The organism is Streptomyces sp. NPDC022552 (genome assembly GCF_055561875.1).
This window is the reverse complement of record NZ_JBVHGJ010000021.1, coordinates 71,290-94,414: the sequence shown is the minus strand read 5'-3', so window position 1 is coordinate 94,414 and position 23,125 is coordinate 71,290. Positions and strand designations below refer to the sequence as shown.

Below are 23,125 nucleotides of genomic sequence, written 5' to 3'. Positions count from 1 at the left end.
CCCTGCGTCAGCCCAGCAGGCCGCCGATCGGGTTCCGGTTGCCGCCCGTGCCGCCCGTCGACGAGCCGCCGCTCGTCGGCTCGCTCGTGCCGCCGGTGCCACCACCACCGCCGCCGCCCGTGCCGCCCGTGCTCGTCGGGCCGGAGCTGGTCGACGGCGGGGCCGCCGGACGCGACTGGGTCGGCGTACGGCTGCCGGTGCCCTGCGTGGCGGTCGGCCGGCTCTCCTCCGTGCGGCCGGTCTCCCGTACGGTCTCGCTCGGCGAGGCCGTCTTGTCGTCCTCGCGCTCACCGCTCGCGCCGGCCGTCGCCGACGGCTTGGGGCGCGTGGAGGTCGACTGGGACGGGGTGCGCTCGCCGGGCTCCTGCGGGAGCGTCCGGCCGGGCAGGTGGTTGATCGGGTCGTCGTTCGGGCCGGGCACGGTGACCATCTCGGTGGACCGTACGGCCCCGCCGAGCACGGAGCCGGTGAGGAGCGTGAGGCCGACGACGACGGAGGTGACGAGCGCCCCGCGGCGCAGGACGCGGCGGCGGAGCTCCCACAGTTCGGAGCGGGGTCCGAGGGTGCGCCAGGCCTCGCCGGCGAGGCGGCCGTCGATGGAGTACACGGGCGCCCCGGCGATGATCAGCGGGGACCAGGCGGCCAGGAAGATGATGTCGGCGGAGTCGTAGACGGGGACCGACTTCCAGCTGACGGTCAGCAGGAGCGCGGCGGAGAGCATGGCGCCGATGACCGCGGCGACGCGCTGCCAGAGGCCGAGGACGGTGAGGACGCCGACGACGACCTGGAGGAAGGCGACGGTCAGGCCGGCGCCGACCGGGTGCTGGAGGGCGAAGTCGCGGAGCGGTTCGGCGAGGGCCCAGGGGTTGAGCGAGTGGAGCCACTTGACCATGGAGCCGCGCTCGCCGCCGTCGAAGTAGACGGGGTCGCAGAGCTTGCCCATGCCGGCGTAGATGGAGATGAAGCCGAGGAAGACGCGGAGCGGGAGGAGGACGACGCCGAGGTTCATCCGGCGCCCTGGGTAGTAGGCGTGCCGGACCGGGTCGGCGCCGTGGCGCTGCGAGCGGCCGCGGAATTCGTCGCCGTTCGGGTCGTCCCCGCGTCCGTTCCCGTCGCCGCTCCCGTACGTGCCTTCGCGGGACAGCTCGTACGGGCTGTCGTAGGCGTGGTCGAAGGCGCCTTCGGCGCGCCGCATCGGGGGGAGGAGCGGCGTCTCGGCGCTGACGACGGGGGTGGGCGTGGTGTCGTCGATGCGCGGGATGGCCTGGGTGGCGCCGGCGTCGTGGTGCGCGGGGGGTTCCAGCGTGGAGACGGAGGATTCGCGCACGGCCTGGAGCAGCCCGGTGGCTCCGGGCGCGGACTTTCCGGTCCATACGACGGGCCGGCGGCGGCCGGCGGCTCCACCCGCCGCTGCCGCCGCTCCGGCGAGGGCCGGGCCGCGGGAGGCGGCGGCGAACTTCGGCTGCTGGGCCGGGGCGAGCCGCACACGGAAGCTGGCGTGGTTCACGATGACCTGCGCGGGATCGGAATCCACTTTGAGCATGCTCAGCGCGGGCTGATCGTCGAACCCCGGCCGGGGCGTTCTGGTGTCCACACTCATCTAACCGAGTGACGCGGGGTTAGGACACTGCCTTGACGGGCTCTGAATGTCCGAGACCCGTCAAGATCGCGCCATGTGTGCGGATGCACGGGAAAGGGCCCAGCTCAGGGAGCTGGGCCCGTTCCGGGGATGTCGTACGCGGGTCAGTTCGCGCGGCGGCGGGCGACCTCGTAGAGGACGATGCCCGCGGCGACGCCGGCGTTCAGCGACTCGGCGCCACCGGGCATCGAGATGCGGACGCGGTAGTCGCAGGTCTCCCCGACGAGGCGGCCGAGGCCCTTGCCCTCGCTGCCGATGACGATGACGACGGGGCCGTCGAGCGCCTCCAGGTCCTCCACCGTGTGCTCGCCGTCGGCGGCGAGGCCGACGACGGTGAGGCCTTCCTTCTGGAAGCCCTCCAGGGCCCGGGTCAGGTTGGTGACGCGGGAGACGGGGGTGCGGGCGGCGGTGCCGGCCGAGGACTTCCAGGCTCCGGCGGTCATGCCGGCGGCGCGGCGCTCGGGGACGACGACGCCGTGGCCGCCGAAGGCGGAGACGGAGCGGACGATCGCGCCGAGGTTGCGGGGGTCGGTGACGCCGTCGAGGGCGACGATCAGCGGGTCCTCGTGGGCGTCGTAGGCGGCGGCGGTGAGGTCCTCGGGGTGCGCGTACTCGTAGGGCGGGACCTGGAGGACGAGGCCCTGGTGGTTCAGGCCGTTCGTCATCCGGTCGAGCTCCTGGCGCGGGGCCTCCATCAGGTTGATGTTGCCGCGGTCGCCGGCGAGCTTGAGGACGTCGCGGACGCGCTCGTCGTTGTCGATGAACTGCTGGACGTAGAGCGTGGTGGCGGGGACGCCGTCGCGCAGCGCCTCGTAGACCGGGTTACGGCCGACGACCATCTCCGAGGTGCCCTTGGGGCCGCCGCGGCGCGGGGCGGGGCGGCGGGCGGCGGCGTGCTTGGCCTGGGCGTTGGCGACGCGGTTCTTCTTGTGACCCTTGCGGGCGGAGGCGGGCGGCGTGGGGCCCTTGCCCTCGAGGCCCTTGCGCCGCTGGCCACCGCTGCCGACCGTCGCGCCCTTCTTGTTGGACGTGCGGCGGTTCCTGCGCTGGCTGTTCCCGGCCATGACTACCTAATCCTCGGTGTTGCGTACATAGGTCTGTAAGTGAAGTGTGCCGCCCGGCTCCCCGAGCGGCACATCATCAGCGGTTGCCCAGCGTCCAGCGGGGGCCGTCGGGGCTGTCCTCGATGGCGAGGCCGGACTGGCCGAGCTGGTCGCGGATCGCGTCCGCGGTCGCCCAGTCCTTGCGCTCGCGGGCCGATTCGCGCTGCTGGAGCACGAGCCGTACGAGGGTGTCGACGACGCCGTGGAGCTCCTCGCCGCGGTCGCTCTCCTCGGCCCAGTGCGGGTCGAGGGGGTCGAGTCCGAGGACACCGAGCATGGCCCGGACCTCGGCGAGGCGGGCGATGGCCTCGTCCTTGTCGTCGGCGGCGAGGGCGCTGTTGCCCTGGCGCACGGTGGTGTGGATGATCGCGAGCGCCTGCGGGACGCCCAGGTCGTCGTCCATCGCCTCGGCGAAGGCGGGCGGCACCTCGGGGGCGGGCGGGACGGTCTTGCCCGCCTTCTCGGTGACGCGTTGGACGAAGCCCTCGATGCGCGCGAACGCGGACTCGGCCTCGCGCAGGGACTCCTCGCTGTACTCGATCATCGAGCGGTAGTGCGGGGTGCCCAGGTAGTAGCGCAGGACGATGGGGCGCCAGTGCTTGACCATCTCGGAGACGAGCACCGAGTTGCCGAGCGACTTGGACATCTTCTCGCCGCTCATGGTGACCCAGGCGTTGTGCACCCAGTACGAGGCGAAGTCGTCGCCGAACGCCTTGGCCTGGGCGATCTCGTTCTCGTGGTGCGGGAAGATCAGGTCGAGGCCGCCGCCGTGGATGTCGAAGGCGGAGCCGAGGTACTTGTGGGCCATGGCCGAGCACTCCAGGTGCCAGCCGGGGCGGCCGCGGCCCCACGGCGTCTCCCAGTCGGGCTCGCCGGGCTTGGTGGCCTTCCACATGGCGAAGTCGCGCGGGTCGCGCTTGCCGGAGACGCCCTCGTCGGGCTGGCGCAGGTCGTCGATGTCCTGGTTGGACAGGGCGAGGTAGCCGGGGAACGAGCGCACGTCGAAGTAGACGCTGCCGTCCGCCTCGTAGGCGTGGCCGCGCTCGATGAGTCCGCGCATCATCTCGACCATCTCGGTGATGTGGCCGGTGGCGCGGGGCTCGTACGTGGGCGGGAGGCAACCGAGCGCGTCGTAGCCGGAGTTGAAGGCGCGCTCGTTCTCGTAGCCGATCGACCACCAGGGGCGGCCCTGGTCGGCGGCCTTGGCGATGATCTTGTCGTCGATGTCGGTGACGTTGCGGATGAACGTGACGTCGTAGCCGCGGTACTCGAACCAGCGGCGCATGATGTCGAAGTTCAGCCCCGAACGGATGTGGCCGATGTGCGGGGCGGCCTGGACGGTCGCGCCACAGAGGTAGATCGAGACGCAGCCCGGTGTGAGCGGGGAGAAGTCACGGATCTGCCGGGCGCTGGTGTCGTACAGGCGAATAGTCACCACTCCAGGGTAGTGGGCGTGTGGTAGTGCCCCGCGACCGAATGCGGGTCGCGGGGCGGGATTTTTCCGGTGGTGCGTCAGGTGCGGCGGTGCACCGGCACCGTCAGGCGCGTCGGGCCGGGCGGTGCGCCGGGCGGTCGGGCACGCCGGACCGGACGGTGCACCGGCACGGTTCGGCGTGTCAGGCCTGCGGTGCACCGGGGCGGTTCGGCGTGTCAGGCCGGGCGGTAGACCAGGGCGGTCGCGAGGGCGGCCAGGCCCTCCGCGCGGCCGGTCAGGCCGAGGCCGTCCGTCGTGGTGCCGGAGACGGAGACGGGGGCGCCGACGGCCGCGCTCAGCGCCTTCTGCGCCTCGTCGCGGCGCTTGCCGACCTTGGGGCGTACGCCGATGACCTGGACGGCGACGTTGCCGATCTCGTACCCCTCGGCGCGGACGATCCGGGCGGCCTCGGTGAGCAGGGTGACGCCGGAGGCGCCGGACCACTCGGGGCGGGAGGTGCCGAAGTGGGCGCCGAGGTCCCCGATGCCGGCGGCGGAGAAGAGCGCGTCGCAGGCGGCGTGGGCGGCGACGTCACCGTCGGAGTGCCCGGCGAGGCCGTACTCCTCGTCCTCCCACAGGAGGCCGGCGCACCACAGCTCGCGGCCCTTCTCGAAGGCGTGGACGTCGGTGCCGATGCCGGTCCGCGGGATCAGGGGGAGGTCAGAAGCCATCGTTGGCCCTCCTGCGGGCGAGTACGGCCTCGGCCAGTACGAGATCGAGGGGACGGGTCACCTTGAACGCCTCCTCGTGGCCGGGGACGACCACGACGGGCGCGCCGAGCCGCTCGACCATGCCGGCGTCGTCGGTGGCACCGTCACCGGTGAGGGCGACGGTCGCGTGCGCGTTGACGAGGGTCTCGTAGTCGAAGCCCTGCGGTGTCTGGACGGCGCGCAGCCGGGAGCGCTCGGGCGTGGCGACGACGCTCTCCGGGTCGCCCTTCGTCTCGGCGGGCTCGACCTCCTTGACGGTGTCGGCGACCGGCAGGGCGGGGACGACGGCCACGGCTCCGTCCCGTACGGCCTCGACGACCGCGTCGACGGTGTCCACGGGGACGAGCGGGCGGGCCGCGTCGTGGACGAGGACGGTGGAGACGCCCTCGGGCAGCGCTTCGAGGCCGAGGCGTACGGATTCCTGGCGGGTGTCGCCGCCGGGGACGACGAGGTAGTCGGTGCGCTCGGGCAGCGCGTGTGCGTCGAGCAGGTTCTTGACCTCGGCGGCACCGTCGGAGGGGGCGACCACGACGACGAGGGAGACGGCGCGGGAGGCCGCCATCGCCCGGACGGCGTGGATGAGCATGGGGGTGCCGTTCAGCGCGCGGAGCGCCTTGGGGGCGCCCGGGCCGAGGCGTACGCCCCGGCCCGCCGCGGGGATCACAGCGGCGGTGCGCGCGGGACGCGTTTCGTCTGTCATCGGTTGCACTCCGGCAGGTTTGTTTCCTCGGCCGACATGGGTATGGCCTGAGCGTGCTGGACGCGACGCCTTGACCGGGCCCCTTCCGTGACGACGGTCGGGGCGTTGCGGGTGGCACAAGTCCGTGGGACGCGAGGGGGGCAGGGGTACGGGAGTTTCGTGGACGGACGCGTCACGAGACGGACGTCACCCGGAGATCACCCGGACGTGAGATCACCCGGAGAGCGTCGGGAGATCACCCGGACGTCGTGCACGTCGTGAACCGTGCGTCGTGCATCGTGAAAGCGGCCGTGGACGTCGAGAGACGAGACATGCCGCAGCGCCCGGCGACAGCGCTGTGTGGGACACAGCACGTCATCGGGCACCGCGGCATTGCTTCACTCAGGACGCGAGGACCTCGTCGAGGAGAGCCTCGGCCTTGTCCTCGTTCGTGTTCTCCGCGAGCGCCAGCTCGCTCACCAGGATCTGCCGAGCCTTGGCGAGCATGCGCTTCTCACCTGCGGAGAGACCGCGCTCGCGCTCCCGGCGCCACAGGTCGCGGACCACTTCGGCGACCTTGATGACATCGCCGGAGGCGAGCTTCTCGAGGTTCGCCTTGTAGCGTCGGGACCAGTTCGTGGGCTCCTCGGCGTACGGCGCGCGCAGCACCTCGAAGACCCGGTCAAGACCGTCCTGACCAACCACATCGCGAACACCGACGAACTCCGCATTGTCCGCCGGCACACGAACCGTCAGGTCGCCCTGGGCGACCTTGAGCACCAAGTAGGTCTTGTCCACGCCTTTGATCTGGCGAGTTTCGATGGCCTCGATCAGCGCGGCCCCGTGATGGGGATAGACCACGGTGTCGCCAACCTTGAACGTCATGTGACAGGTACCCCTTCCGTGGCTATCCAGGGTAACACGGATACGGCTTCTTCTGAATGGCGTTTTCGCAGGTCAGGGCATATCTCAGGGCTTGACAACAGCGACGCGAACGTGCTGCGCGGGGCTTCCGGAAGCCGGTATTCGCAGGTCGGAGCGGCTGCGCGGACGGAGAGAAACGCGCGCACCACACCCGTCCGGAGCACCCCGGAGGGGGCGTGATGCCCCGTTTTGCCGGGTTCGGAGCGAGCATCTTCACGTACTCCGTTCGAGGATCGGTCACCCGTGCGGATGCATCTCGGACCGAATCCGGAATTGATCACCCGCCGGTGTGAGTCGGGCTTTTCCGCGGGGCGTGCCAGGTAATGCGCGGACGGTCACCGAATTGATCAAGTCGGTTATGTGAACGGAGCGCCAATGCGACGTGATCCGGCCATGGCGAAGGCGATCACGAACGGCGTGGTGGGCGTGGAGCGCGGCCGGGAGCCACGAAGGGGCGGGTCGGGTGCGGGACGGAGAGGGTGGCTCGGTAACCTAAGCCCGCTGACGCACCTTTAGCTCGCCCTTAGCCGGTTGGTCCTGAGCTCGACTCCAGCCGGCCGCCCATGCCCGTCCGTACGTCCTAGGAGATGCCGCCGCCGTGAGCCGCAGCCTTCGACGCGGCGCCCTCGCCGCCACCGCCATCGTGATCTCGATCGCCTCGCTGTCCGCCTGTGGCGCCGGCAACAACGCACAGACGCTCGGGGTCAAGCCGGACAACGCCGCCGTCACCGTCGAGGACGTCAAGATCCAGAACGCCCTCGTGATCACCCAGCCGACCTCCGGTGCGCCCGGCCCGGCCGTCGTCTCCGCGACTGTGTTCAACAACGGCAGCGCGCCGCAGACGCTCGACTCGATCACGCTGGGCGGCTCCGCCGCGCCGGTCGCGCTCAAGGCCGCCACCGGCTCGGGCCCGATCACGATCCCCGCGGGCGGCTCGGTCGTCATCGGCGGCAAGGGCAACGCCTCCGCCACGATCGCGAACGGCCACGAGGCCGTGAAGGACGGCGGCGCGCAGGAGCTCGTCTTCAAGCTGAGCCGGACCGGCGACGTGTCCCTGCAGGCCTTCGTCGTCCCGGCGACCAGCTACTTCGCGGAGTTCGGCCCCACCGAGATCCCGAAGCCCCCGGCCGCCGAGCCGACCGCCACCGCGACGCCGACCGAGGCCGGCCACGGCGGCGAGGGCACGACCCCCTCGGGCACCGCCACCCCCTCGGGCGGCACGACCCCCTCGGGCACCGCGACCCCGACGGGCGGCGCGAGCAGCTCGACCGGGCACTGACACACCCGTGACGCGAAAGGGGCGCCCCACCGGATCACTCCGGCGGGGCGCCCCTTCACGTACGTACGGGACGTGCGGTCCCACGGGACGTGCGCGTCGTACGGCTGCGGTCTACGGCTCGAACTTGTAGCCGAGGCCGCGCACCGTCACCAGGTACCGCGGCGCGCCCGGGTCGGGCTCGATCTTCGCCCGCAGGCGCTTCACGTGCACGTCGAGGGTCTTGGTGTCACCGACGTAGTCGGCGCCCCAGACCCGGTCGATCAGCTGCATACGGGTCAGGACGCGGCCCGCGTTGCGCAGCAGCATCTCCAGGAGGTCGAACTCCTTCAGCGGGAGGTCGACCTTGCCGCCGGAGACCGTGACGACGTGGCGGTCCACGTCCATACGGACCGGGCCGGCCTCCAGGGCCGCGGGGGTGACCTCCTCCGGCTCACCGCGGCGGCGCAGGACGGCGCGGATGCGGGCGACCAGCTCCCGCGAGGAGAAGGGCTTGGTCACGTAGTCGTCGGCTCCTATTTCCAGCCCGACGACCTTGTCGATCTCGCTGTCCTTGGCGGTCACCATGATGACCGGGACGTTCGAGCGGCCGCGCAGCTGGCGGCACACCTCGGTGCCGGGCAGCCCCGGCAGCATGAGGTCGAGGAGGACGAGGTCCGCTCCGTTGCGCTCGAACTCGTCGAGACCGTCGGGCCCGGTCGCGGCGACCGCGACCTCGAAGCCTTCCTTGCGGAGCATGTACGACAGGGCGTCGCTGAAGGATTCCTCATCCTCGACGACGAGCACTCGGGTCACGGAAGGACCTCCGGGGCAGGGAGCGGTTCGGTCATGAGATCGGGGGTGGGGGAGGTTGGCGGGCGGCGGTCCCTCACGGCGCCCGCCTCGGGCAGCCGCAGGGTGAAGGTGGAGCCCTGGCCTTCGGTGCTCCAGACCGTGACCTCCCCGCCGTGCGAGGCGGCCACGTGCTTGACGATGGCCAGGCCGAGCCCCGTACCTCCGGTGGCGCGGGAGCGGGCCGGGTCGACGCGGTAGAAGCGTTCGAAGATCCGCTCGCGGTCCCTCTCGGAGATGCCGATGCCCTGGTCGGTCACCGCTATCTCGATCAGGTCGCCGCCGGGTGCCGCGACGCGGCGGGCGGCGATGCCCACCCGCGTACGGGCCGGTGAGTAGTTGACGGCGTTCTCGACGAGGTTGCCGAGCGCCGCGGCGAGCTGGCCACGGCTGCCCCATACGTGCAGGTCCGCGGTGCCCCCGGAGGCCATGGTGATCTGTTTGGTGGAGGCGGCGTGCCGGGAGCGGTCGATGGCTTCGGCGACCAGTTCGTCCACCCGTACGGGCTCGGAGTCCTCCAGCGGGTCGTCGTTCTGCACCCGGGAGAGGTCGATGAGTTCCTGTACGAGGTTGGTCAGGCGGGTCGCCTCTATCTGCATGCGGCCGGCGAAGCGGGTGACCGCCTCGGGGTCGTCCGAGGCGTCCATGACGGCCTCGGAGAGCAGGGAGAGGGCGCCCGTCGGAGTCTTGAGCTCATGACTCACGTTGGCGACGAAGTCGCGCCGTACCGCTTCGATACGGCGGGCCTCGGTCAGGTCCTCGACCAGGAGCAGCACCAGGCGGGAGCCGAGCGGTGCCACGCGGGCGGAGACCGCGAGGGCCTCGCCGCGTCCGGTACCGCGCCGGGGCAGGTCGAGCTCGACCTGCCGTATCTCCCCGTCGCGGCGGGTGTCGCGGGCCATGTTGAGCATGGGCTCGACGGCCAGCTTTCCGCCGCGGACCAGTCCGAGGGCGTACGCCGCCGAGCTGGCCTTGACCACGGAGTCGCTCTCGTCGAGCACGACCGCGGAGGAGCGCAGCACGGAGAGCACGGTGTCGACGCCGGGCGGGAGCACGGCGTCGGTGTGCAGGGAGGTCCGGGTGGGCCGCGCCTGGTCGCGCTCGCTCCAGCGGAACGCCAGCATGGCGATCACGCCGGTGCACACCCCGGCGATCGCGGCCAATGCGGCGACCGCCGCGTTCACGTCCATGCCATCAAGGTTATGCGGGCCGACGGACACTCTCCCAGCCGTCCGTGTGGCTGCTCGAACAGTCGTCGCCCAGAGTTCACCGTGGGGACGGTGGTGGTTCATTTGAACTGTTCGGGACGACGGCGTACGTCGCCCAGAGTTCACCGGGGTGAAAGAGCTCATTCACTTGAGGTGGACGCACCTGACTTGTCCGGGCTCGAACGTGGGAGCGTGGGGGTCCGAGCACAGCGGGACCCCGGACATCTGCGAGAGAGGGACATCGATGCGGGACGCGTATCACGAGGAACTTGACTCGATCGGCGAGGGCCTGGTCGAGATGGCCCGCCTGGTCGGGTCGGCGATCGGGCGCGCCACGACGGCCATGCTCGACGCCGACCTGAAGCTCGCGGAGAGCGTGATCGCCGCGGACCAGAAGGTCGACGACCTACAGCACGACCTGGAGGCCCGGGCGATAGCGCTGCTGGCGCGCCAGCAGCCGGTGGCGACGGACCTGCGGATCGTGGTGACCTCGCTGCGCATGAGCGCGGACCTGGAGCGGTCGGGCGACCTGGCGCAGCACGTGGCGAAGCTGGCGCGGCTGCGGTTCCCGGCGACCGCGGTGCCGCGCGACCTGCACGCGACGATCCTGGAGATGGGTCAGCTCGCGCAGCGCCTGATGGCGAAGGCGGCGGAGGTCATCATCACGAAGGACGTCGACCTGGCGCTCCAGCTGGAGCAGGACGACGACGAGATGGACCTGCTGCACCGGACGCTGTTCCAGCACCTGATGGACGACCGCTGGAAGCACGGCATCGAGACGGCGGTCGACGTGACGCTGCTGGGCCGCTACTACGAGCGGTTCGCGGACCACGCGGTGTCGGTGGCGAAGCGCGTCGTCTACCTGGTGACGGGCGAGCACGCGGACGAACTCCAGCAGTCGGACGCTCCGGTCGAAGGCGCGTAGCCCTCGGGCGGGCGGCGGGCCGGTCGGGAGGGCTGGGCCGCCGCGCGGCAGGCCGACCCGCCCGGCGGGCCGCTCCCGTCCGTCGGGGTGTTCGCACTTCTGTGCGCCGTTGATGCGCCCGGCGGGGTGGGCATGCAATGGGGGGAGGCGACGTACGCCTTCGAGGAGGGACCCCCATGGCCGAATCCGCCACCACCATCGACCCCCAGCAGGAGGCGCCGCGTGATGCGGTCTTCCTGATCGTCCTCGGCGCCTGCGGGTGCGGCTCGGGCTGCGGCTGCGGCTGCCAGTCCGGTGGGCCGTGCCAGTGCGGGGGCTGCTCGGGGTAGCCGCGCCACGTGAGCCCCGCCCGGGAGCCGACGCTCCCGGGCGGGGCTTTCCGCGTCACACGTCGAGCACGCCCACCGGCTGGCCCCCGGTCGTCTCGCCGGTCTCGCGGAAGCCGAGCTTGCGGTAGAAGTCGCCGGGGCCGTCCTCGTCCGCCTCCCACGACACGTACATCAGGCTGCCGCCCCGCCGCCGTATCTCCTCGCGTACGGCCTCGACGGCGAAGCGCCCGTACCCCTTGCCCTGGTGACCGGCGGAGATGTTGAGCCGCCAGAGCCCGCTGCGGTAGTCGTCGGGGTCCTTCTTCGGCGCCCACTGGATGTCGAGGAAGGCCATGAGGAAGCCGACGAGCTCGTCGCCGTCGAAGATGAGGCGCGGCCAGGCGGGCTCACCGAAGGCGTACGCCTCCGCCAGCGAGTTCGCGACGGGGGCGACGTTCTTCTCCTGGTGGGGATGCACGCGCAGGGCGATCGCGGCGTCGACGTTGTCGGGGGTGATCTTCTCCAGGCGGAGCGCGGTAGACATGACGCGGAGGCTACCGACGGGTCGGGGATCGTCGCTCGTGAATATGCCAGGCGGCGGCCGCACGTAGGCCGGCACCTGAGGATCAGGACGGCAGGTTGCCGCTCTCGACCTCCCGCCAGAAGGCGTCGACCCGGGCGTTGAACATGTCCGGGGACTCCTGGAACGGCTGGTGGGCCTCCCCCTCCAGGACCTCGAAGCGGGCGCCTCGGATGGCGTCGGCCACAACGCGCCCGAAGCGCGGCGGCGTGGTGATGTCCCGTTCGCCGGCGAGGACGAGGGCCGGTGCGGTGATGGCGGGCAGCCGGTCGAGCGTGTCGTGCTGGGTGAACGTCTCCAGCTGACGCTGGAAGGCCTCGGCGGACTGCGGGTACGGGAAGGCGAGCGCTTCGTCGACGATCTGCTTCACCGTGCCGTCGGCGTGGGCGCGCGGCGTGTAGATCCAGAGGAAGAACGCCTCCAGCATGGCGCGCTCGTCGGGCGCTTCCGCCGCCATCCATCGCCAGAAGCGGCCCATGGTGGTGAAGTAGGCGTCCGCCCGCGCCCAGGTACTCATGAGGACGAGGCTGCGTACGGCCTCCGGGTGGCGGAGCGCCAGCTCCTGCGCGATCGCGCTGCCTCCGGAGAAACCGAGGACGTGCGCCTGCGTCCCGTCGACGCCGAGTGCGCGGAGCACTTCGGCGGCGTCGTCGGCCATCGTGGCCAGGGAGACGGGCTCGTCGGGCAAGGGCGTACGCCCCGAGCCCCGGTTGTCGAAGGCGATGAGCCGGTACCGGTCCGAGAGCCCGTCGAGCTGAGCCTGCCAGGCCTCGACGGGGTCGCTCAGCCCGGCGATCAACAGGACGTCCGGCCCCTGGCCGCGGCTCTCGGTCCAGATCCTGGTTCCGTTGGCTTCCACGTACTGGCCCATGGATCACACCTCCGCCCCCATCGTCCCTCTGCCGGAGCGCGGACACGGGGCTCCGTCGCAGTAGATCCGCATTTGCCGTGGCAGTTGCGAACGCGTCTCCGCGATCGAGCACCCGCCCTGATGTGCTTCTGCTATGCGGACTTGAGGGGAGGGGACTGTCAGTGCCCGACGTGGACCAAACCTGGCGCCAGGCTGTTTGCCTGGGTCATGCCCCCAGGTCCTCCGTCACGGGCAGGCACTCGGCGAGCAGGTCGACGACGTCGCGCCATGCTCGCTGCGCGTGCTGTGGGTGGTAGCCGACGCCGGGGACCGCGGGGTGGTCGACCGGCGGGTGGTGGAAGGCGTGCAAGGCGCCGCCGTAGACCGTGAGGCGCCAGTCGACGCCCGCGGCCTGCATCTCGGCGGTGAACGCGGTCCGTTGCGCGGGCGGCATGATCGGGTCTTCCGACCCGACCCCGGCCCACACCGGGCAGCGAATGCGCGACGCCTCGCCCGGTCGGCCCGTGGTCAGTGCGTTGATTGTCCCGATCGCGCGCAGGTTGACGCCGTCGCGCCCGAGTTCCAGCCCGACGGCGCCCCCGGTGCCGTAGCCGATGGCGGCGATCCGGTCGGGATCGGTCCGCGGTTCGGTGCGCAACACGTCGAGCGCCGCATGGCCCATGCCCCGCATTCGGTCGGGGTCGGCGAGCAGCGGCAGGCAACGGGCCAGCATCTCCTCGGGGTCGCCCAGATAGCGCCCGCCGTGAAGGTCGAAGGCCAGCGCTACGTATCCCAGCTCGGCGAGAGCATCGGCCCGGCGGCGCTCGACGTCACTGAGTCCCATGCCCTCTGGTCCGAGCAGCACCGCGGGCCGGCGGTCGACACCGGCCGGGAGCGCGAGGTGTCCGATCATCGTCAAACCGTCCGCCGGGTACTCGACCGTACGCGTCGTGATCGTCGTCATGGGACTGGAATGTAGTGATCGTCGAGCCCGAATCGGTAGGTGTTCTGCCGCCGGCAGAACAGTGCCGACGCCGAGGCAGAAGCAAGGCAAGAGCCGGAGCCACGCCGCCGAGCGGCCTCACCGCGCTGACGGCCCAGAGACGGCCCACGGAACGCATCAGCCCCCTACCAGCGGAGAACCCGCAGGTAGGGGGCATGATCATGGGGGCTACTTCTTGCCCTGGGTCTGGAGGTCCCGTCTACCGCCCCTGGTCAGAGAGGTGTGCACCTCGACTGACCTGCGGTCGGGCGGTCGTTGTTGGTCGACGCTGGTGGTCAATGGTCGTCGCCGGAGTGCCAGAGGGCCCAGCGCAGGGCTCGCCGTACCGCTAGCGATAGTGGTACGGCCCGCTAGCGTTAGCGCCCCCGATAGCAGGCCAACTCGTCCGTGAGCAGCGCGTCAGCGGTTAGCGCCTGGGTCCACCGGCACCGACAAGCGGCCGGACATCGGCACGTAACACCCACCAGCAGGTTTGAAGCCCCGCGGGCCCCGGCGCTCGCACGCTCTGGCCCGCCGCCACATTCTGGCCGAAGGCGTCGGCCTCCTCCTTGCCTCGCTCGCTCAGGACGTCGGCCAGCCTCTCCAGTCGCGCGGCCTGCCGGCCGGTCATCCGCTCGGCACCGCACAGCCGTCGCTGCTCCGCCACCCACTGGACAACAAGGCAAGCGGCCCTCCTCGTGCCCGTCATGCCATCAGAGGGTGGGCGGACTTGTATGCACCGAGGTGTCGGCGTGCCGGAGCTCGGCAAGCAGCTCACTCTGTCCGGCCAGGAGTTCGGTGAGGATGCGGCGTGCGGCGCGCAGGAGCTCCGCCACGTCGCCGCCGGCGAGCGCGTAGCTGACGGTGGAGCCGTCGCGGATGGAAACCACGATGCCGGACCGGCGCAGTACCGCAAGCTGTTGGGAGAGATTGGACGGTTCGATCTCGATCTCGTTCAACAGTTCGCGTACAGGCACGGGGCCGTTCTGAAGGAGTTCCAGTACACGGATCCGGACGGGATGCCCAAGCATGCGGAAGAACTCCGCCTTGGCCTGGTACAGCGGTACCTGCATGCGACAACACTCCCACCCGGGTTCGACCGTTCCATGGGCCGCCATCCGGACCCGCCGCCCTCGATGCCAGCGCCAGCCATCCTCCCGCCTCCCGGCCCCGCCCTACCCTTGGCTGATCACTTTCAGATGTGCCGAGTTGAAGAAACTTTCAACTCGTGGGCACGCGGAGCGGGGAAACAGAAGAACGGTTACAACTCCAATTCCGCCTCGATGCGCTTGAGCTGGTGCCGGGCCATGGCCAGGTTCGCCCTGCCCTTGTCCAGCACGATGTACAGGAACAGGCCGTTACCCCCGCGTCCCTTGATCAGCCGGATGAGGTGGTACTGACCGCTGAGGGTGATCAGCACATCCTCGATGTCCTCCTTGAGGCCCAGCATCTCCATGGTGCGTGTCTTCGCCCGGATCACATCGGTGTTTCCCGCTGCGGCCACCGCCAGATCGAGGTCCTTGCCTCCGCCCAGCGTTCCCAGGGCCATGCCACTCGTGTAGTCGACCAGCGCGACCCCCAAGCTCCCCTCGATCGCCGTCATCGCCTCTTTCAGAGATGTCTCCACACTCACCATCAGTACGCGCTCCCTCGGTTCTCGACGACCCCAGCCGGTCAACCACCGGCCAAGGAGTGTCCGCAGACGTTACCCACCCGGCCACCACAAAGGTGGGGAAGATCAGATATCAGACCGAAGTGATCCCCTCACGTCCTAAAACGCGCCCCTTCGGCACCGCCCCGCGGCCTGAAGACGCGGTGGACGAAGCCATACGAACCCCCCGCCCCCGGCGGGGAGCGCATGAATGGTGCCTCCGCCCGATGTGCGGGATGTCCCCGAACCGCGTCTCCTGGCTGTCGTGGAACAGACACATCAGCGGAGCGGGGCATCGAGGGCTCCGACCTCCTGCCACTGCGTGGAGCTTCGGGAGGGCTTTTCAGAGGGGAGAGGACGGCGACGCGCGCCCTCGGCGCCTTCCCGCGTATCGGGACCCGCCCGCTGGGCTCGTTCCAGCCCAGCCACATCCGCGAGTTCGTGACGCCCTCGAAGCATCGGGGATGTCCGGCTCGTACGCCCGCGTCATCTTCTCCAACGTGCGCGCCATCCTGAGCGCGGCCGTCGAAGACGGCTGTTTGCCCCGGAACCCCTGCAACTCGCGCACGGTGACGCTGCCGGGGATGGGCGCGCGACGTCTGATCCCATGGCTACCGGACCGGGTCTTCGCCATGCGCGCCGCCCGCCCTGGTCGAGCGCAACGCGCTCAAGGCTCACATGAAGCTCTTCCCGCCGGTGGAGATCACTCTGCCGTGGATGCGCGCCGGCGGATCGCCGGTGACCAAGCGCCTTATCTTCACCGCCCGCTCGGTGGTCACGTCTGGCGCACGTCGCTGAACGAGGACCATTGGAAGCCAGCCCTGGCGAAGGTGGGAGTCATCCCCACGGCTAAGAGCCGGGAGCACGCTGCCGCACGAGAGCGCGGAATGCACGCACCACGGCACTTCTACGCCTCGATCCTCCTGGACGCCGGAGAGAGCATCAAGGCGGTCAGCGAGTACCTGGGCCACTCCGACCCGGGGCTCACACTGAAGGTGTACGCCCACCTGATGCCGCGCAGTCGGGACCGCGCACGGCAAGCGCTCGGCAGGGCCCTGCGGCCTGACGACTCTCCGCGCTGAGGGCCCAACGTGGGCCCAGAGCGAGAAAATGCCCCTGATCTGCGCCATGAGCGCAGTTCAGGGGCATGATCACTATTCCTACTTCTTCTTGCCCTGGTTCTTCACGGCCTCGATCGCCGCCGCCGCCGCATCCGGGTCGAGGTAGGTGCCGCCCGGGTTGAGGGGCTTGAAGTTCTCGTCCAGCTCGTAGGAGAGCGGGATGCCCGTCGGGATGTTCAGGCCCGCGATGGCCTCGTCCGAGATGCCGTCCAGGTGCTTGACCAGCGCGCGCAGGCTGTTGCCGTGGGCCGCGATCAGGACCGTCTTGCCGTCCAGGAGGTCCGGCACGATGCCGTCGTACCAGTACGGCAGCATGCGGTCGACGACGTCCTTCAGGCACTCCGTGCGCGGGCGCAGCTCCGGCGGGATCGTCGCGTAGCGCGGGTCGTCCGACTGGGAGAACTCGGTGCCGTCCTCGAGCTGCGGCGGCGGGGTGTCGTACGAGCGGCGCCAGAGCATGAACTGCTCCTCGCCGAACTCCGCGAGCGTCTGCGCCTTGTCCTTGCCCTGGAGCGCACCGTAGTGGCGCTCGTTCAGACGCCAGGACCGGTGGACCGGGATCCAGTGGCGGTCGGCGGACTCCAGCGCCAGCTGCGCCGTGCGGATGGCGCGCTTCTGCAGGGAGGTGTGCAGTACGTCGGGCAGCAGGCCGGCGTCCTTGAGCAGCTCACCGCCGCGGACCGCCTCCTTCTCGCCCTTCTCGGTGAGGTTGACGTCCACCCAGCCGGTGAACAGGTTCTTCGCGTTCCACTCGCTCTCGCCGTGGCGGAGGAGGATCAGCTTGTACGGTGCGTCGGCCATGCGCCCGAGCCTAATAGACGCCCGACGATTGACGTGCACCGTCAATTCGCTGGCGTCCGGCCTATGAGATGCGTAAGTTACGAGCGCCACTAGAGGGACTTACACACACGGGGGCCGGCCACACATGTCCATCGACTCGCTCAGACGATCAGCGCGCGCGACCGTCTCGGGGCTCCCCCGCGGATTCTGGTGGCTCTGGCTCTCCACCCTGGTGAACCGGACCGGCGCCTTCGTCCTCACCTTCCTCTCGCTCTACCTCACTCAGGAGCTCGGCCACTCCGCCTGGTTCGCCGGGCTCGTCGTCGCCCTCCACGGTCTCGGCGGCGTCGTCGGCTCCCCGCTCGGCGGCACGCTCACCGACAAGTGGGGCCGCAGGCCCACGATGGTCACCATGCACCTGGTGACGGCCTCCTGCGCCGTCGCCCTGGCCCTGGTCACCACCGCCTGGGGCGTCGCCGGCGTCGTCCTGCTGATGGGCGTCTCCATGCAGGCCGTCCGGCCGTCCATCCAGGCGACCATCACCGACATGGTCCCCGAGCACGACCGCCGCCGGGCGTTCGCCCTCAACTACTGGGCCCTCAACCTCGGCTTCGCCGTCGCCGCCTTCGGCGGTGGCGCCGCGATCTTCCTCGGCTACCGCACCCTCTTCGTCATCGAGGCCGCCGCGGTCGCCCTCTGCGCGCTGATCGTCTTCCTGCGCCTCCCGGAGACCCGCCCCGAGGCCCGCCGCGACCCGGCCGGCGGGATCGTCGAGAAGGACCGCGTCAGCGTCCTGGACGTCCTGCGCGACGCCCCCTTCCGTACGCTCGTCCTCCTCAACCTCCTCGTCTGCCTCGTCTTCACCGCACCCTGGGTCGGCCTTCCCCTCTCCATGGCCGCGGCCGGTCTGGAGCCGGGCGCGTACGGCGCGGTCATCGCCGTCAACGGTGTCGTGATCGTCGCCTTCCAGCTGCTCGTCAACAAGATCACCGACAAGCGCTCCCCCGCGATGCTGCTCACCGTCTCCTCGCTGCTCTTCGCGCTCGGCACCGGCGCCACCGCGCTCGCCGGGACGCCGCTGGTCTTCGCCGTCACCGTCGTCGTGTGGACCATCGGCGAGATGGTCCACGTCCCCACCAACGCCGCCGCCACCGCCAAGCTCGCCCCCGAGCACGCCCGGGGCCGCTACCAGGGCGTGATGGGCATGTCCTGGGCGCTGTCCGGCTTCCTCGCGCCGATCCTCGCGGGCTGGGTCGTCGACGGCCCGGGTCCGGACTTCCTGTGGATGGCGACGGGCGTGATCGGCGCCGTAGCCGCCCTCGGCTACTCCACCCGCCTCCGCAGGGTCCTGGACGAGGACGAGGGCCAGGGCCAGACCATCACCGGCAACGGTGGCAAGGACATCGGCCCCGACGCCCTCGACGACACCCCCGCCGACAAGGCCATGGGGGACGCGCCCGCCCCCGCCGACAAGACCGTCAGCGCCTGAGCATCCGCTGCGCCTCGTACAGGTTCCGGGGGCGTACCGCCCCCGGATTCCCGTACGCCTCCACGCGCGCGTGGAGCTCCCCCGTGAAGTCCGGAACGTCGACCTGGTCGAACTCCCGCACCTCGCTGATCCCGACCGTCGCGCTGTAGGGCGCGATCGTGTCGATCTTGACGAGGCCCGCCCGGCCGTTGGTGACCGTCACGTTCCAGTGGGTGAAGCGGGCGCCGTACAGCGGGCCGGCCGAGGCGTCGCCGCCGTGCCTCCCGTTGTTCTCGACCGTGATCTCCGTCCGTACGTTGGCGAACGGCATGCCCCGGTGCGTGTCGAAGGTGCCCATCTCCATCACCCCGCGCGACCAGACGTTGTAGCTGGACAGGCCCTCCACGTTGATGCCGTGGAGCTGGGTGCCCGCCGGCGCGGGGACCGTACGGGCCGCGATGCGGAAGTCCTCGATCAGGTTGTCGTGCGCGCCCTCGCGGCAGAAGTACGGGTGGTGGGAACCCCGCCCCTCCACCCGGGTGCGCCGCAGGGTGACGGCGGAGGCGGCGACGAGACCGAAGCCGTTGTCCACATGCCGTACGACGACGTCCTCGGCCCAGCAGTCGTACGCGCACTGGAAGGTGACGCCGTTGTAGCCCTTGTCGAGGAGGTGGGGGGCCTGGGGTGTCTCGACCGCCTCCAGGGTCAGCCCCTCGACGCCCGCGTCCGTCAGCGGCTCCGCCAGCGTCGTCAGGCGCGGGTCCCACTCCGGGCGGACGTCCAGCGGAAGGGGGCGCTCCAGCGTCACCTTCCGGCCCCGCACGGACACCACCCGGACCGGCCACTCGTACGGCACGTACGACGTCAGCTTGGTCTTGTCGTCCCAGTGATACGCCTCCGGGCCGGCCCCGTCGCCCGCCATGTGCTCCAGGAGCGTGTGACCGGCGTCGTCGGCGAGACGGAGCAGGACCAGCTGTCCGCACCGCACGGCCGACGGGTCGTCGACCGTCACGGACCGGTCGCCGCGCCGGCCGGGGCGGACGGTGGTCAGCGTCGCCCACTCGTCGCGCCGGTTGCCGGTCCAGCCCTCGAAGGGCCAGGCGCGGTCGCGGATCGCGGCGACGAGGGAGGCGTGCCGGGCGTGCGGGGCGAGCCAGATGAGGCCGCCGGCCCAGGACCAGGACGACTTGTCGCCGCCGTAGCGCGAACCGTAGGGGCCGATCAGTTCCGTGAGGTGCTTCGTGGCGAGGAGTCGCGTCCGCCCCGAGCCCGCGCCGCGCAGCACGACGCCGCTGTGGCCGATGCGGAGGAAGTCGTCGATGCGGTACGTGCCGGGCGGGACGAACACCGTGCCGCCGCCGCGCTCCCCCGCGTCGGCGAGCGCACGGTTGACGGCGGCGGCCGAATCGGCGGAGCCGTCGGGGGTCGCGCCGTAGGAGAGGACGTTCGCGACGACGGGCGGGCGGGGCCGCCCGGTGGCGCCGCCGTGTGCGCCGGCGCGGCCGATGTAGGGGATCTGGGGGTGGGTGTACGGGGAGTCGGCGTACTCGTTCCAGAGCGGCGTCGGCCCCGCCGGCCGGAAGCCGGTCGTGGCGGCCACGCCGACCGCCACCGCACCGCCCACGAACTGCCTTCTGCTGATTCCCATGAGCCCGCCTTTCATGGATGTGAACGCCATTCATATGCGCGACGGCGGCGAGCATGGCACGGCCACGGCGGGTACGGAAGGGGTCGTGCGGTGTCGTGTGACGTCGCGCAGCTACGGAGGGCCGATGGTCAGTTCGCGGGCTTCTGGGTCAGATGCGTGAACGCGTCGAGGTTCCGGGTCGACTCGCCGCGCGAGACCCGCCACTCGTACTCGCGCCGGATCGCGCTCGCGAAGCCCAGCTCCAGCAGCGTGTTGAAGGAGCCGTCCGCCGCTTCGAGGACCGAGCCGAGGAGACGGTCCAGCTCGTCGGGGGTGACGGCGGCCAGCGGCAGCTTGCCGGTCAGGTAGATGTCGCCGAGGCCATCGACCGCGTAGCTCACTCCGTACAGCTTGAGGTTGCGCTCGAGAAGCCAGCGGTGGACGCCCGGCTCGTTCTCGTCGGGGTGGCGGACGACGAAGGCGTTGAGGGAGAGGGAGTGGCGGCCGACGCGGATCGAGAGGGTGGTGAAGAGCTTGCGCGTGCCCGGCAGTTTCACCACGTACGAGCCCGGCTCCGGTGACTCCCACTCCAGCTCGGCGTCCTTGAAGGTGTCCTCGATGACCCGACGTACGTCCGCAGCCTGCTCAGCTCGCTCAGCCATGGAGCGAGCGTACGCGACGGCGATGATCGTGCATCGCCGCCGTGTACACGTCCGCCGTGCCCGAGGCCGCCGTGTCCCAGCCGAAGGACTCCGCGTGCCGGGCCGCCGCCGCGCCCATCCGGGCGGAGAGCGCCGGTTCGGCCACGAACCGCCCGAGCGCGCGGGCGTAGTCGACCGGGTCGTGGCCCGGGACGAGGAAGCCGGTGGCACCGTCCCGTACCGCGACCGGAAGGCCGCCCACCGCCGCCGCGACGACCGGAGTCCCGGCCGCCTGCGCCTCGATGGCGACCAGGCCGAAGGACTCGCTGTACGACGGCATGACCAGCACCGATGCCGCCCGGAACCAGTCCGCGAGCCGATCCTGGCCGACCGGCGGGTGGAAGCGGACGACGTCCGCGATGCCGAGCCGGGCGGCGAGCTTCTGCAACCCTTCCGGCTTGGCGAGGCCGCTGCCGCTCGGCCCGCCGACGATCGGCACGACCATGCGCGAGCGCAGCGACGGGTCGCGGTCCAGGAGCACGGCCGCGGCCCGCAGCAGGATGTCCGGGGCCTTCAGGGGCTGGATACGGCCCGCGAAGACCGGGATGAAGGCGTCGGCGGGCAGCCCGAGGCGGGCGCGGGCGGCGGCCCGGCCGTCGGCGGGGCGGAAGTGGTCCAGGTTCACGCCGGGGTGGACGACGGCGACCTTCCCCCGCTCCGCCTCGTAGAAGCGGACGAGCTCGTCGGCCTCCTCGGCGGTGTTGGCGATCAGCCGGTCGGCGGCGCAGACGACCTGCGTCTCGCCGATCACCCGGGCCGCGGGCTCGGGTGTGTCGCCCTCGGCGAGCGCCGCGTTCTTGACCTTGGCCATGGTGTGCATGGCGTGGACGAGCGGGACGCCCCAGCGTTCGGCGGCGAGCCAGCCGACGTGGCCGGAGAGCCAGTAGTGGGAGTGGACCAGGTCGTAGTAGCCGGGGCGGTGGCCCGCCCAGGCCCGCATCACGCCATGGGTGAAGGCGCAGAGCTGGGCAGGCAGCTCCTCCTTGGCCAGGCCTTCGTACGGCCCGGCGTCCACGTGCCGTACGAGCACGCCCGGGGCGAGCTCGACGGACGGGGCGAGGCCGCCGGTGGTGGCCCGGGTGAAGATCTCGACCTCGATGTCGATCGCGGCCAGGCGCTTGGCCAGCTCGACGATGTAGACGTTCATACCGCCCGCGTCGCCGGTGCCCGGCTGGTGGAGGGGCGAGGTATGGACGCTGAGCATGGCCACCCGGCGCGGGGTCCGGTGACGTCCGGGGAGCCGGAGCCGGGACGGCGTCGCCAGGGAGCCGGCGAGCCGGGACACGTACTGGCTCACGTCGACGGTCCTTCCGCTGAGGGGGATAGCGGGCCTTGCGGTGGTGCGGGCACGGCAAAAGGGACGCGCACCGCGTCCTTCACGCGGCACAACGCCGGAATGGCGCCATCCATTTCCGTTTTGCCAATTCATTGCCGTGTCGGCACGGCGTGGCGCGCCCCGTACCCTCGTCCCATGGCCCCGCGCACCACTCCGACCCGCCCCGTCGGCACGGCCACCCGCGGGACCACCAACCCCAACCGGCTGCGCCGCATGGACCGCTGGATCGCCGCCGTCCACGGCGCGGCCCTGCGCCGCTCCGCCGAGCCGCCCGTCGCCGTCGACCTGGGCTACGGGGCCGCCCCCTGGACCGCCGTGGAGCTCCTGGCCCGGCTGCGGACGGCCGACCCGCGCACCGAGGTCGTCGGCATCGAGATCGAGCCGGCCCGGGTCGCCGCCGCCCGCCCGTACGAGTGCGAGGGCCTCACCTTCCTGCACGGCGGCTTCGAGGTCCCCGTCCCGGGCGAGGTCGCGCTGATCCGGGCCGCGAACGTGCTGCGGCAGTACGACGAGGACGAGGTGGCCGCCGTCTGGGCGCGCCTCCGTGCGCGGCTGGCGCCCGGAGGGCTGCTCGTCGAGGGGACCTGCGACGAGATCGGGCGCCGCCATGTGTGGGTGGCGCTCGACCGGACCGGACCGCGGACGGTGACGTTCGCGACCCGGCTGGGCTCGCTCGACCGGCCGTCGGACCTCGCGGAGCGGCTCCCCAAGGCGCTGATCCACCGCAATGTGCCGGGTGAGCCGGTGCACGCGTTCCTGCGCGACTTCGACCGGGCGTGGGCGGCGGCCGCTCCGTACGCCTCGCTCGGCGCGCGGCAGCGCTGGATCCGGGCCGTACGCGATCTGGCGGCCGACTGGCCCCTGACGGACGGGCACCGGCGGTGGCGTCAGGGCGAAGTGACGGTCCGCTGGGAGGCACTGGCACCGCGCCGACCGCACGCCTGACCGCATA

General features: G+C 71.2%; 22 protein-coding genes and 1 pseudogene. 6 read left to right on the top strand and 17 right to left on the bottom strand.

What is annotated here, in order from left to right; all coding sequences use genetic code 11:
- Positions 1-7: 7 nt before the first annotated feature.
- The 6 genes from ACZ3OF_RS34570 to ACZ3OF_RS34545 form a co-directional block, all read right to left on the bottom strand.
- Entirely contained in the window at positions 8-1,600 is a 1,593-nt protein-coding gene (locus ACZ3OF_RS34570) for a DoxX family membrane protein (protein WP_361676527.1), read from the bottom strand.
- Between the two features lie 143 nt (positions 1,601-1,743).
- Entirely contained in the window at positions 1,744-2,703 is a 960-nt protein-coding gene (gene rlmB, locus ACZ3OF_RS34565) for a 23S rRNA (guanosine(2251)-2'-O)-methyltransferase RlmB (protein WP_361676521.1), read from the bottom strand.
- Positions 2,704-2,779: 76 nt separating this feature from the next.
- Positions 2,780-4,177, bottom strand: coding sequence for a cysteine--tRNA ligase (gene cysS, locus ACZ3OF_RS34560; protein ID WP_361599012.1), 1,398 nt, complete (start codon positions 4,175-4,177; stop codon positions 2,780-2,782).
- A gap of 215 nt (positions 4,178-4,392) precedes the next feature.
- The gene (ispF, locus tag ACZ3OF_RS34555; RefSeq protein WP_361599015.1) at positions 4,393-4,887 is read right to left on the bottom strand and encodes a 2-C-methyl-D-erythritol 2,4-cyclodiphosphate synthase; all 495 of its coding nucleotides are present in this window, start codon (positions 4,885-4,887) and stop codon (positions 4,393-4,395) included.
- Entirely contained in the window at positions 4,877-5,626 is a 750-nt protein-coding gene (ispD, locus tag ACZ3OF_RS34550) for a 2-C-methyl-D-erythritol 4-phosphate cytidylyltransferase (protein WP_361676515.1), read from the bottom strand. Before ispD ends, ispF begins: the two co-directional genes overlap by 11 nt.
- Positions 5,627-6,007: 381 nt before the next feature.
- Complete coding sequence (locus ACZ3OF_RS34545; RefSeq protein ID WP_003953493.1) at positions 6,008-6,490, bottom strand: CarD family transcriptional regulator; 483 nt, start codon at positions 6,488-6,490, stop codon at positions 6,008-6,010.
- 637 nt (positions 6,491-7,127) lie between these two features.
- Here ACZ3OF_RS34545 and ACZ3OF_RS34540 point away from each other — a divergent pair.
- Positions 7,128-7,808: a DUF461 domain-containing protein gene (locus tag ACZ3OF_RS34540; RefSeq protein WP_361676512.1), complete on the top strand. Its 681-nt coding sequence runs from the start codon at positions 7,128-7,130 to the stop codon at positions 7,806-7,808.
- Positions 7,809-7,919: 111 nt separating this feature from the next.
- Here the strand turns inward: ACZ3OF_RS34540 and phoP are convergent, their stop codons facing one another.
- Entirely contained in the window at positions 7,920-8,591 is a 672-nt protein-coding gene (phoP, locus tag ACZ3OF_RS34535) for a two-component system response regulator PhoP (RefSeq protein ID WP_465270246.1), read from the bottom strand.
- Between the two features lie 5 nt (positions 8,592-8,596).
- On the bottom strand, positions 8,597-9,826 hold the full coding sequence (gene phoR / locus ACZ3OF_RS34530; RefSeq protein WP_361676509.1) for a two-component system sensor histidine kinase PhoR: 1,230 nt from the start codon (positions 9,824-9,826) through the stop codon (positions 8,597-8,599).
- A gap of 262 nt (positions 9,827-10,088) precedes the next feature.
- Here phoR and phoU point away from each other — a divergent pair, with 262 nt between their 5' ends.
- Positions 10,089-10,769, top strand: a complete 681-nt coding sequence (phoU, locus tag ACZ3OF_RS34525) for a phosphate signaling complex protein PhoU (protein ID WP_361436928.1) — start codon at positions 10,089-10,091, stop codon at positions 10,767-10,769.
- A 176-nt stretch (positions 10,770-10,945) separates the two neighbouring features.
- Positions 10,946-11,098 (top strand): hypothetical protein, encoded by a 153-nt coding sequence (locus tag ACZ3OF_RS34520; RefSeq protein WP_361676506.1) that lies wholly within the window; start codon positions 10,946-10,948, stop codon positions 11,096-11,098.
- A 55-nt stretch (positions 11,099-11,153) separates the two neighbouring features.
- Here the strand turns inward: ACZ3OF_RS34520 and ACZ3OF_RS34515 are convergent, their stop codons facing one another.
- The 5 genes from ACZ3OF_RS34515 to ACZ3OF_RS34495 form a co-directional block, all read right to left on the bottom strand.
- On the bottom strand, positions 11,154-11,621 hold the full coding sequence (locus tag ACZ3OF_RS34515; protein WP_467308777.1) for a GNAT family N-acetyltransferase: 468 nt from the start codon (positions 11,619-11,621) through the stop codon (positions 11,154-11,156).
- 82 nt (positions 11,622-11,703) lie between these two features.
- Positions 11,704-12,528, bottom strand: a complete 825-nt coding sequence (locus tag ACZ3OF_RS34510) for an alpha/beta fold hydrolase (RefSeq protein ID WP_467308775.1) — start codon at positions 12,526-12,528, stop codon at positions 11,704-11,706.
- Positions 12,529-12,733: 205 nt separating this feature from the next.
- Positions 12,734-13,471, bottom strand: coding sequence for a dienelactone hydrolase family protein (locus ACZ3OF_RS34505; RefSeq protein ID WP_361676498.1), 738 nt, complete (start codon positions 13,469-13,471; stop codon positions 12,734-12,736).
- A gap of 731 nt (positions 13,472-14,202) precedes the next feature.
- Positions 14,203-14,562 (bottom strand): ArsR/SmtB family transcription factor, encoded by a 360-nt coding sequence (locus ACZ3OF_RS34500; RefSeq protein WP_467308773.1) that lies wholly within the window; start codon positions 14,560-14,562, stop codon positions 14,203-14,205.
- Positions 14,563-14,750: 188 nt separating this feature from the next.
- Complete coding sequence (locus ACZ3OF_RS34495; protein ID WP_361676492.1) at positions 14,751-15,125, bottom strand: hypothetical protein; 375 nt, start codon at positions 15,123-15,125, stop codon at positions 14,751-14,753.
- 387 nt (positions 15,126-15,512) lie between these two features.
- On the opposite strand from ACZ3OF_RS34495, the pseudogene ACZ3OF_RS34490 reads away from it, so the two are divergent.
- A pseudogene (locus ACZ3OF_RS34490) lies at positions 15,513-16,222 on the top strand (tyrosine-type recombinase/integrase); the annotation flags it as partial.
- Between the two features lie 78 nt (positions 16,223-16,300).
- On the opposite strand, the gene ACZ3OF_RS34485 reads toward ACZ3OF_RS34490, so the two are convergent.
- Entirely contained in the window at positions 16,301-17,062 is a 762-nt protein-coding gene (locus tag ACZ3OF_RS34485) for a phosphoglyceromutase (RefSeq protein ID WP_361676489.1), read from the bottom strand.
- 124 nt (positions 17,063-17,186) lie between these two features.
- Here ACZ3OF_RS34485 and ACZ3OF_RS34480 point away from each other — a divergent pair, with 124 nt between their 5' ends.
- Entirely contained in the window at positions 17,187-18,530 is a 1,344-nt protein-coding gene (locus ACZ3OF_RS34480; protein WP_361676486.1) for an MDR family MFS transporter, read from the top strand.
- On the opposite strand, the gene ACZ3OF_RS34475 is transcribed toward ACZ3OF_RS34480, so the two are convergent.
- From ACZ3OF_RS34475 to mshA, 3 genes are all read right to left on the bottom strand, one after another.
- Positions 18,520-20,157, bottom strand: coding sequence for a glycosyl hydrolase family 28-related protein (locus ACZ3OF_RS34475; protein WP_361676483.1), 1,638 nt, complete (start codon positions 20,155-20,157; stop codon positions 18,520-18,522). The genes ACZ3OF_RS34480 and ACZ3OF_RS34475 overlap by 11 nt on opposite strands.
- 128 nt (positions 20,158-20,285) lie before the next feature.
- Positions 20,286-20,798 carry a type III secretion system chaperone family protein gene (locus tag ACZ3OF_RS34470; protein WP_361676480.1) on the bottom strand — a complete coding sequence of 171 codons (513 nt, stop codon included), beginning with the start codon at positions 20,796-20,798 and terminating at the stop codon, positions 20,286-20,288.
- Complete coding sequence (mshA, locus tag ACZ3OF_RS34465) at positions 20,791-22,134, bottom strand: D-inositol-3-phosphate glycosyltransferase (RefSeq protein WP_361676477.1); 1,344 nt, start codon at positions 22,132-22,134, stop codon at positions 20,791-20,793. The genes ACZ3OF_RS34470 and mshA overlap by 8 nt, the downstream gene beginning before the upstream one ends.
- A 174-nt stretch (positions 22,135-22,308) precedes the next feature.
- Here mshA and ACZ3OF_RS34460 point away from each other — a divergent pair, with 174 nt between their 5' ends.
- Entirely contained in the window at positions 22,309-23,118 is an 810-nt protein-coding gene (locus tag ACZ3OF_RS34460) for a class I SAM-dependent methyltransferase (RefSeq protein ID WP_361676474.1), read from the top strand.
- The last annotated feature ends 7 nt before the right edge of the window (positions 23,119-23,125 follow it).

What these genes read in the sequence shown, in the direction of transcription:
- ACZ3OF_RS34520 (WP_361676506.1), top strand. Translation starts at nt 10,946, where the DNA reads ATGGCCGAATCCGCCACCACCATCGACCCCCAGCAGGAGGCGCCGCGT.
- ACZ3OF_RS34495 (WP_361676492.1), bottom strand. Translation starts at nt 15,125, where the DNA reads ATGGTGAGTGTGGAGACATCTCTGAAAGAGGCGATGACGGCGATCGAG.
- ACZ3OF_RS34500 (WP_467308773.1), bottom strand. Translation starts at nt 14,562, where the DNA reads ATGCAGGTACCGCTGTACCAGGCCAAGGCGGAGTTCTTCCGCATGCTT.
- phoR (WP_361676509.1), bottom strand. Translation starts at nt 9,826, where the DNA reads ATGGACGTGAACGCGGCGGTCGCCGCATTGGCCGCGATCGCCGGGGTG.
- ACZ3OF_RS34485 (WP_361676489.1), bottom strand. Translation starts at nt 17,062, where the DNA reads ATGGCCGACGCACCGTACAAGCTGATCCTCCTCCGCCACGGCGAGAGC.
- ACZ3OF_RS34470 (WP_361676480.1), bottom strand. Translation starts at nt 20,798, where the DNA reads ATGGCTGAGCGAGCTGAGCAGGCTGCGGACGTACGTCGGGTCATCGAG.
- ACZ3OF_RS34545 (WP_003953493.1), bottom strand. Translation starts at nt 6,490, where the DNA reads ATGACGTTCAAGGTTGGCGACACCGTGGTCTATCCCCATCACGGGGCC.
- ACZ3OF_RS34515 (WP_467308777.1), bottom strand. Translation starts at nt 11,621, where the DNA reads ATGTCTACCGCGCTCCGCCTGGAGAAGATCACCCCCGACAACGTCGAC.
- ACZ3OF_RS34505 (WP_361676498.1), bottom strand. Translation starts at nt 13,471, where the DNA reads ATGACGACGATCACGACGCGTACGGTCGAGTACCCGGCGGACGGTTTG.
- ACZ3OF_RS34475 (WP_361676483.1), bottom strand. Translation starts at nt 20,157, where the DNA reads ATGGGAATCAGCAGAAGGCAGTTCGTGGGCGGTGCGGTGGCGGTCGGC.
- rlmB (WP_361676521.1), bottom strand. Translation starts at nt 2,703, where the DNA reads ATGGCCGGGAACAGCCAGCGCAGGAACCGCCGCACGTCCAACAAGAAG.
- ACZ3OF_RS34510 (WP_467308775.1), bottom strand. Translation starts at nt 12,528, where the DNA reads ATGGGCCAGTACGTGGAAGCCAACGGAACCAGGATCTGGACCGAGAGC.
- phoU (WP_361436928.1), top strand. Translation starts at nt 10,089, where the DNA reads ATGCGGGACGCGTATCACGAGGAACTTGACTCGATCGGCGAGGGCCTG.
- ACZ3OF_RS34460 (WP_361676474.1), top strand. Translation starts at nt 22,309, where the DNA reads ATGGCCCCGCGCACCACTCCGACCCGCCCCGTCGGCACGGCCACCCGC.
- ACZ3OF_RS34480 (WP_361676486.1), top strand. Translation starts at nt 17,187, where the DNA reads ATGTCCATCGACTCGCTCAGACGATCAGCGCGCGCGACCGTCTCGGGG.
- ACZ3OF_RS34570 (WP_361676527.1), bottom strand. Translation starts at nt 1,600, where the DNA reads ATGAGTGTGGACACCAGAACGCCCCGGCCGGGGTTCGACGATCAGCCC.
- ispF (WP_361599015.1), bottom strand. Translation starts at nt 4,887, where the DNA reads ATGGCTTCTGACCTCCCCCTGATCCCGCGGACCGGCATCGGCACCGAC.
- ispD (WP_361676515.1), bottom strand. Translation starts at nt 5,626, where the DNA reads ATGACAGACGAAACGCGTCCCGCGCGCACCGCCGCTGTGATCCCCGCG.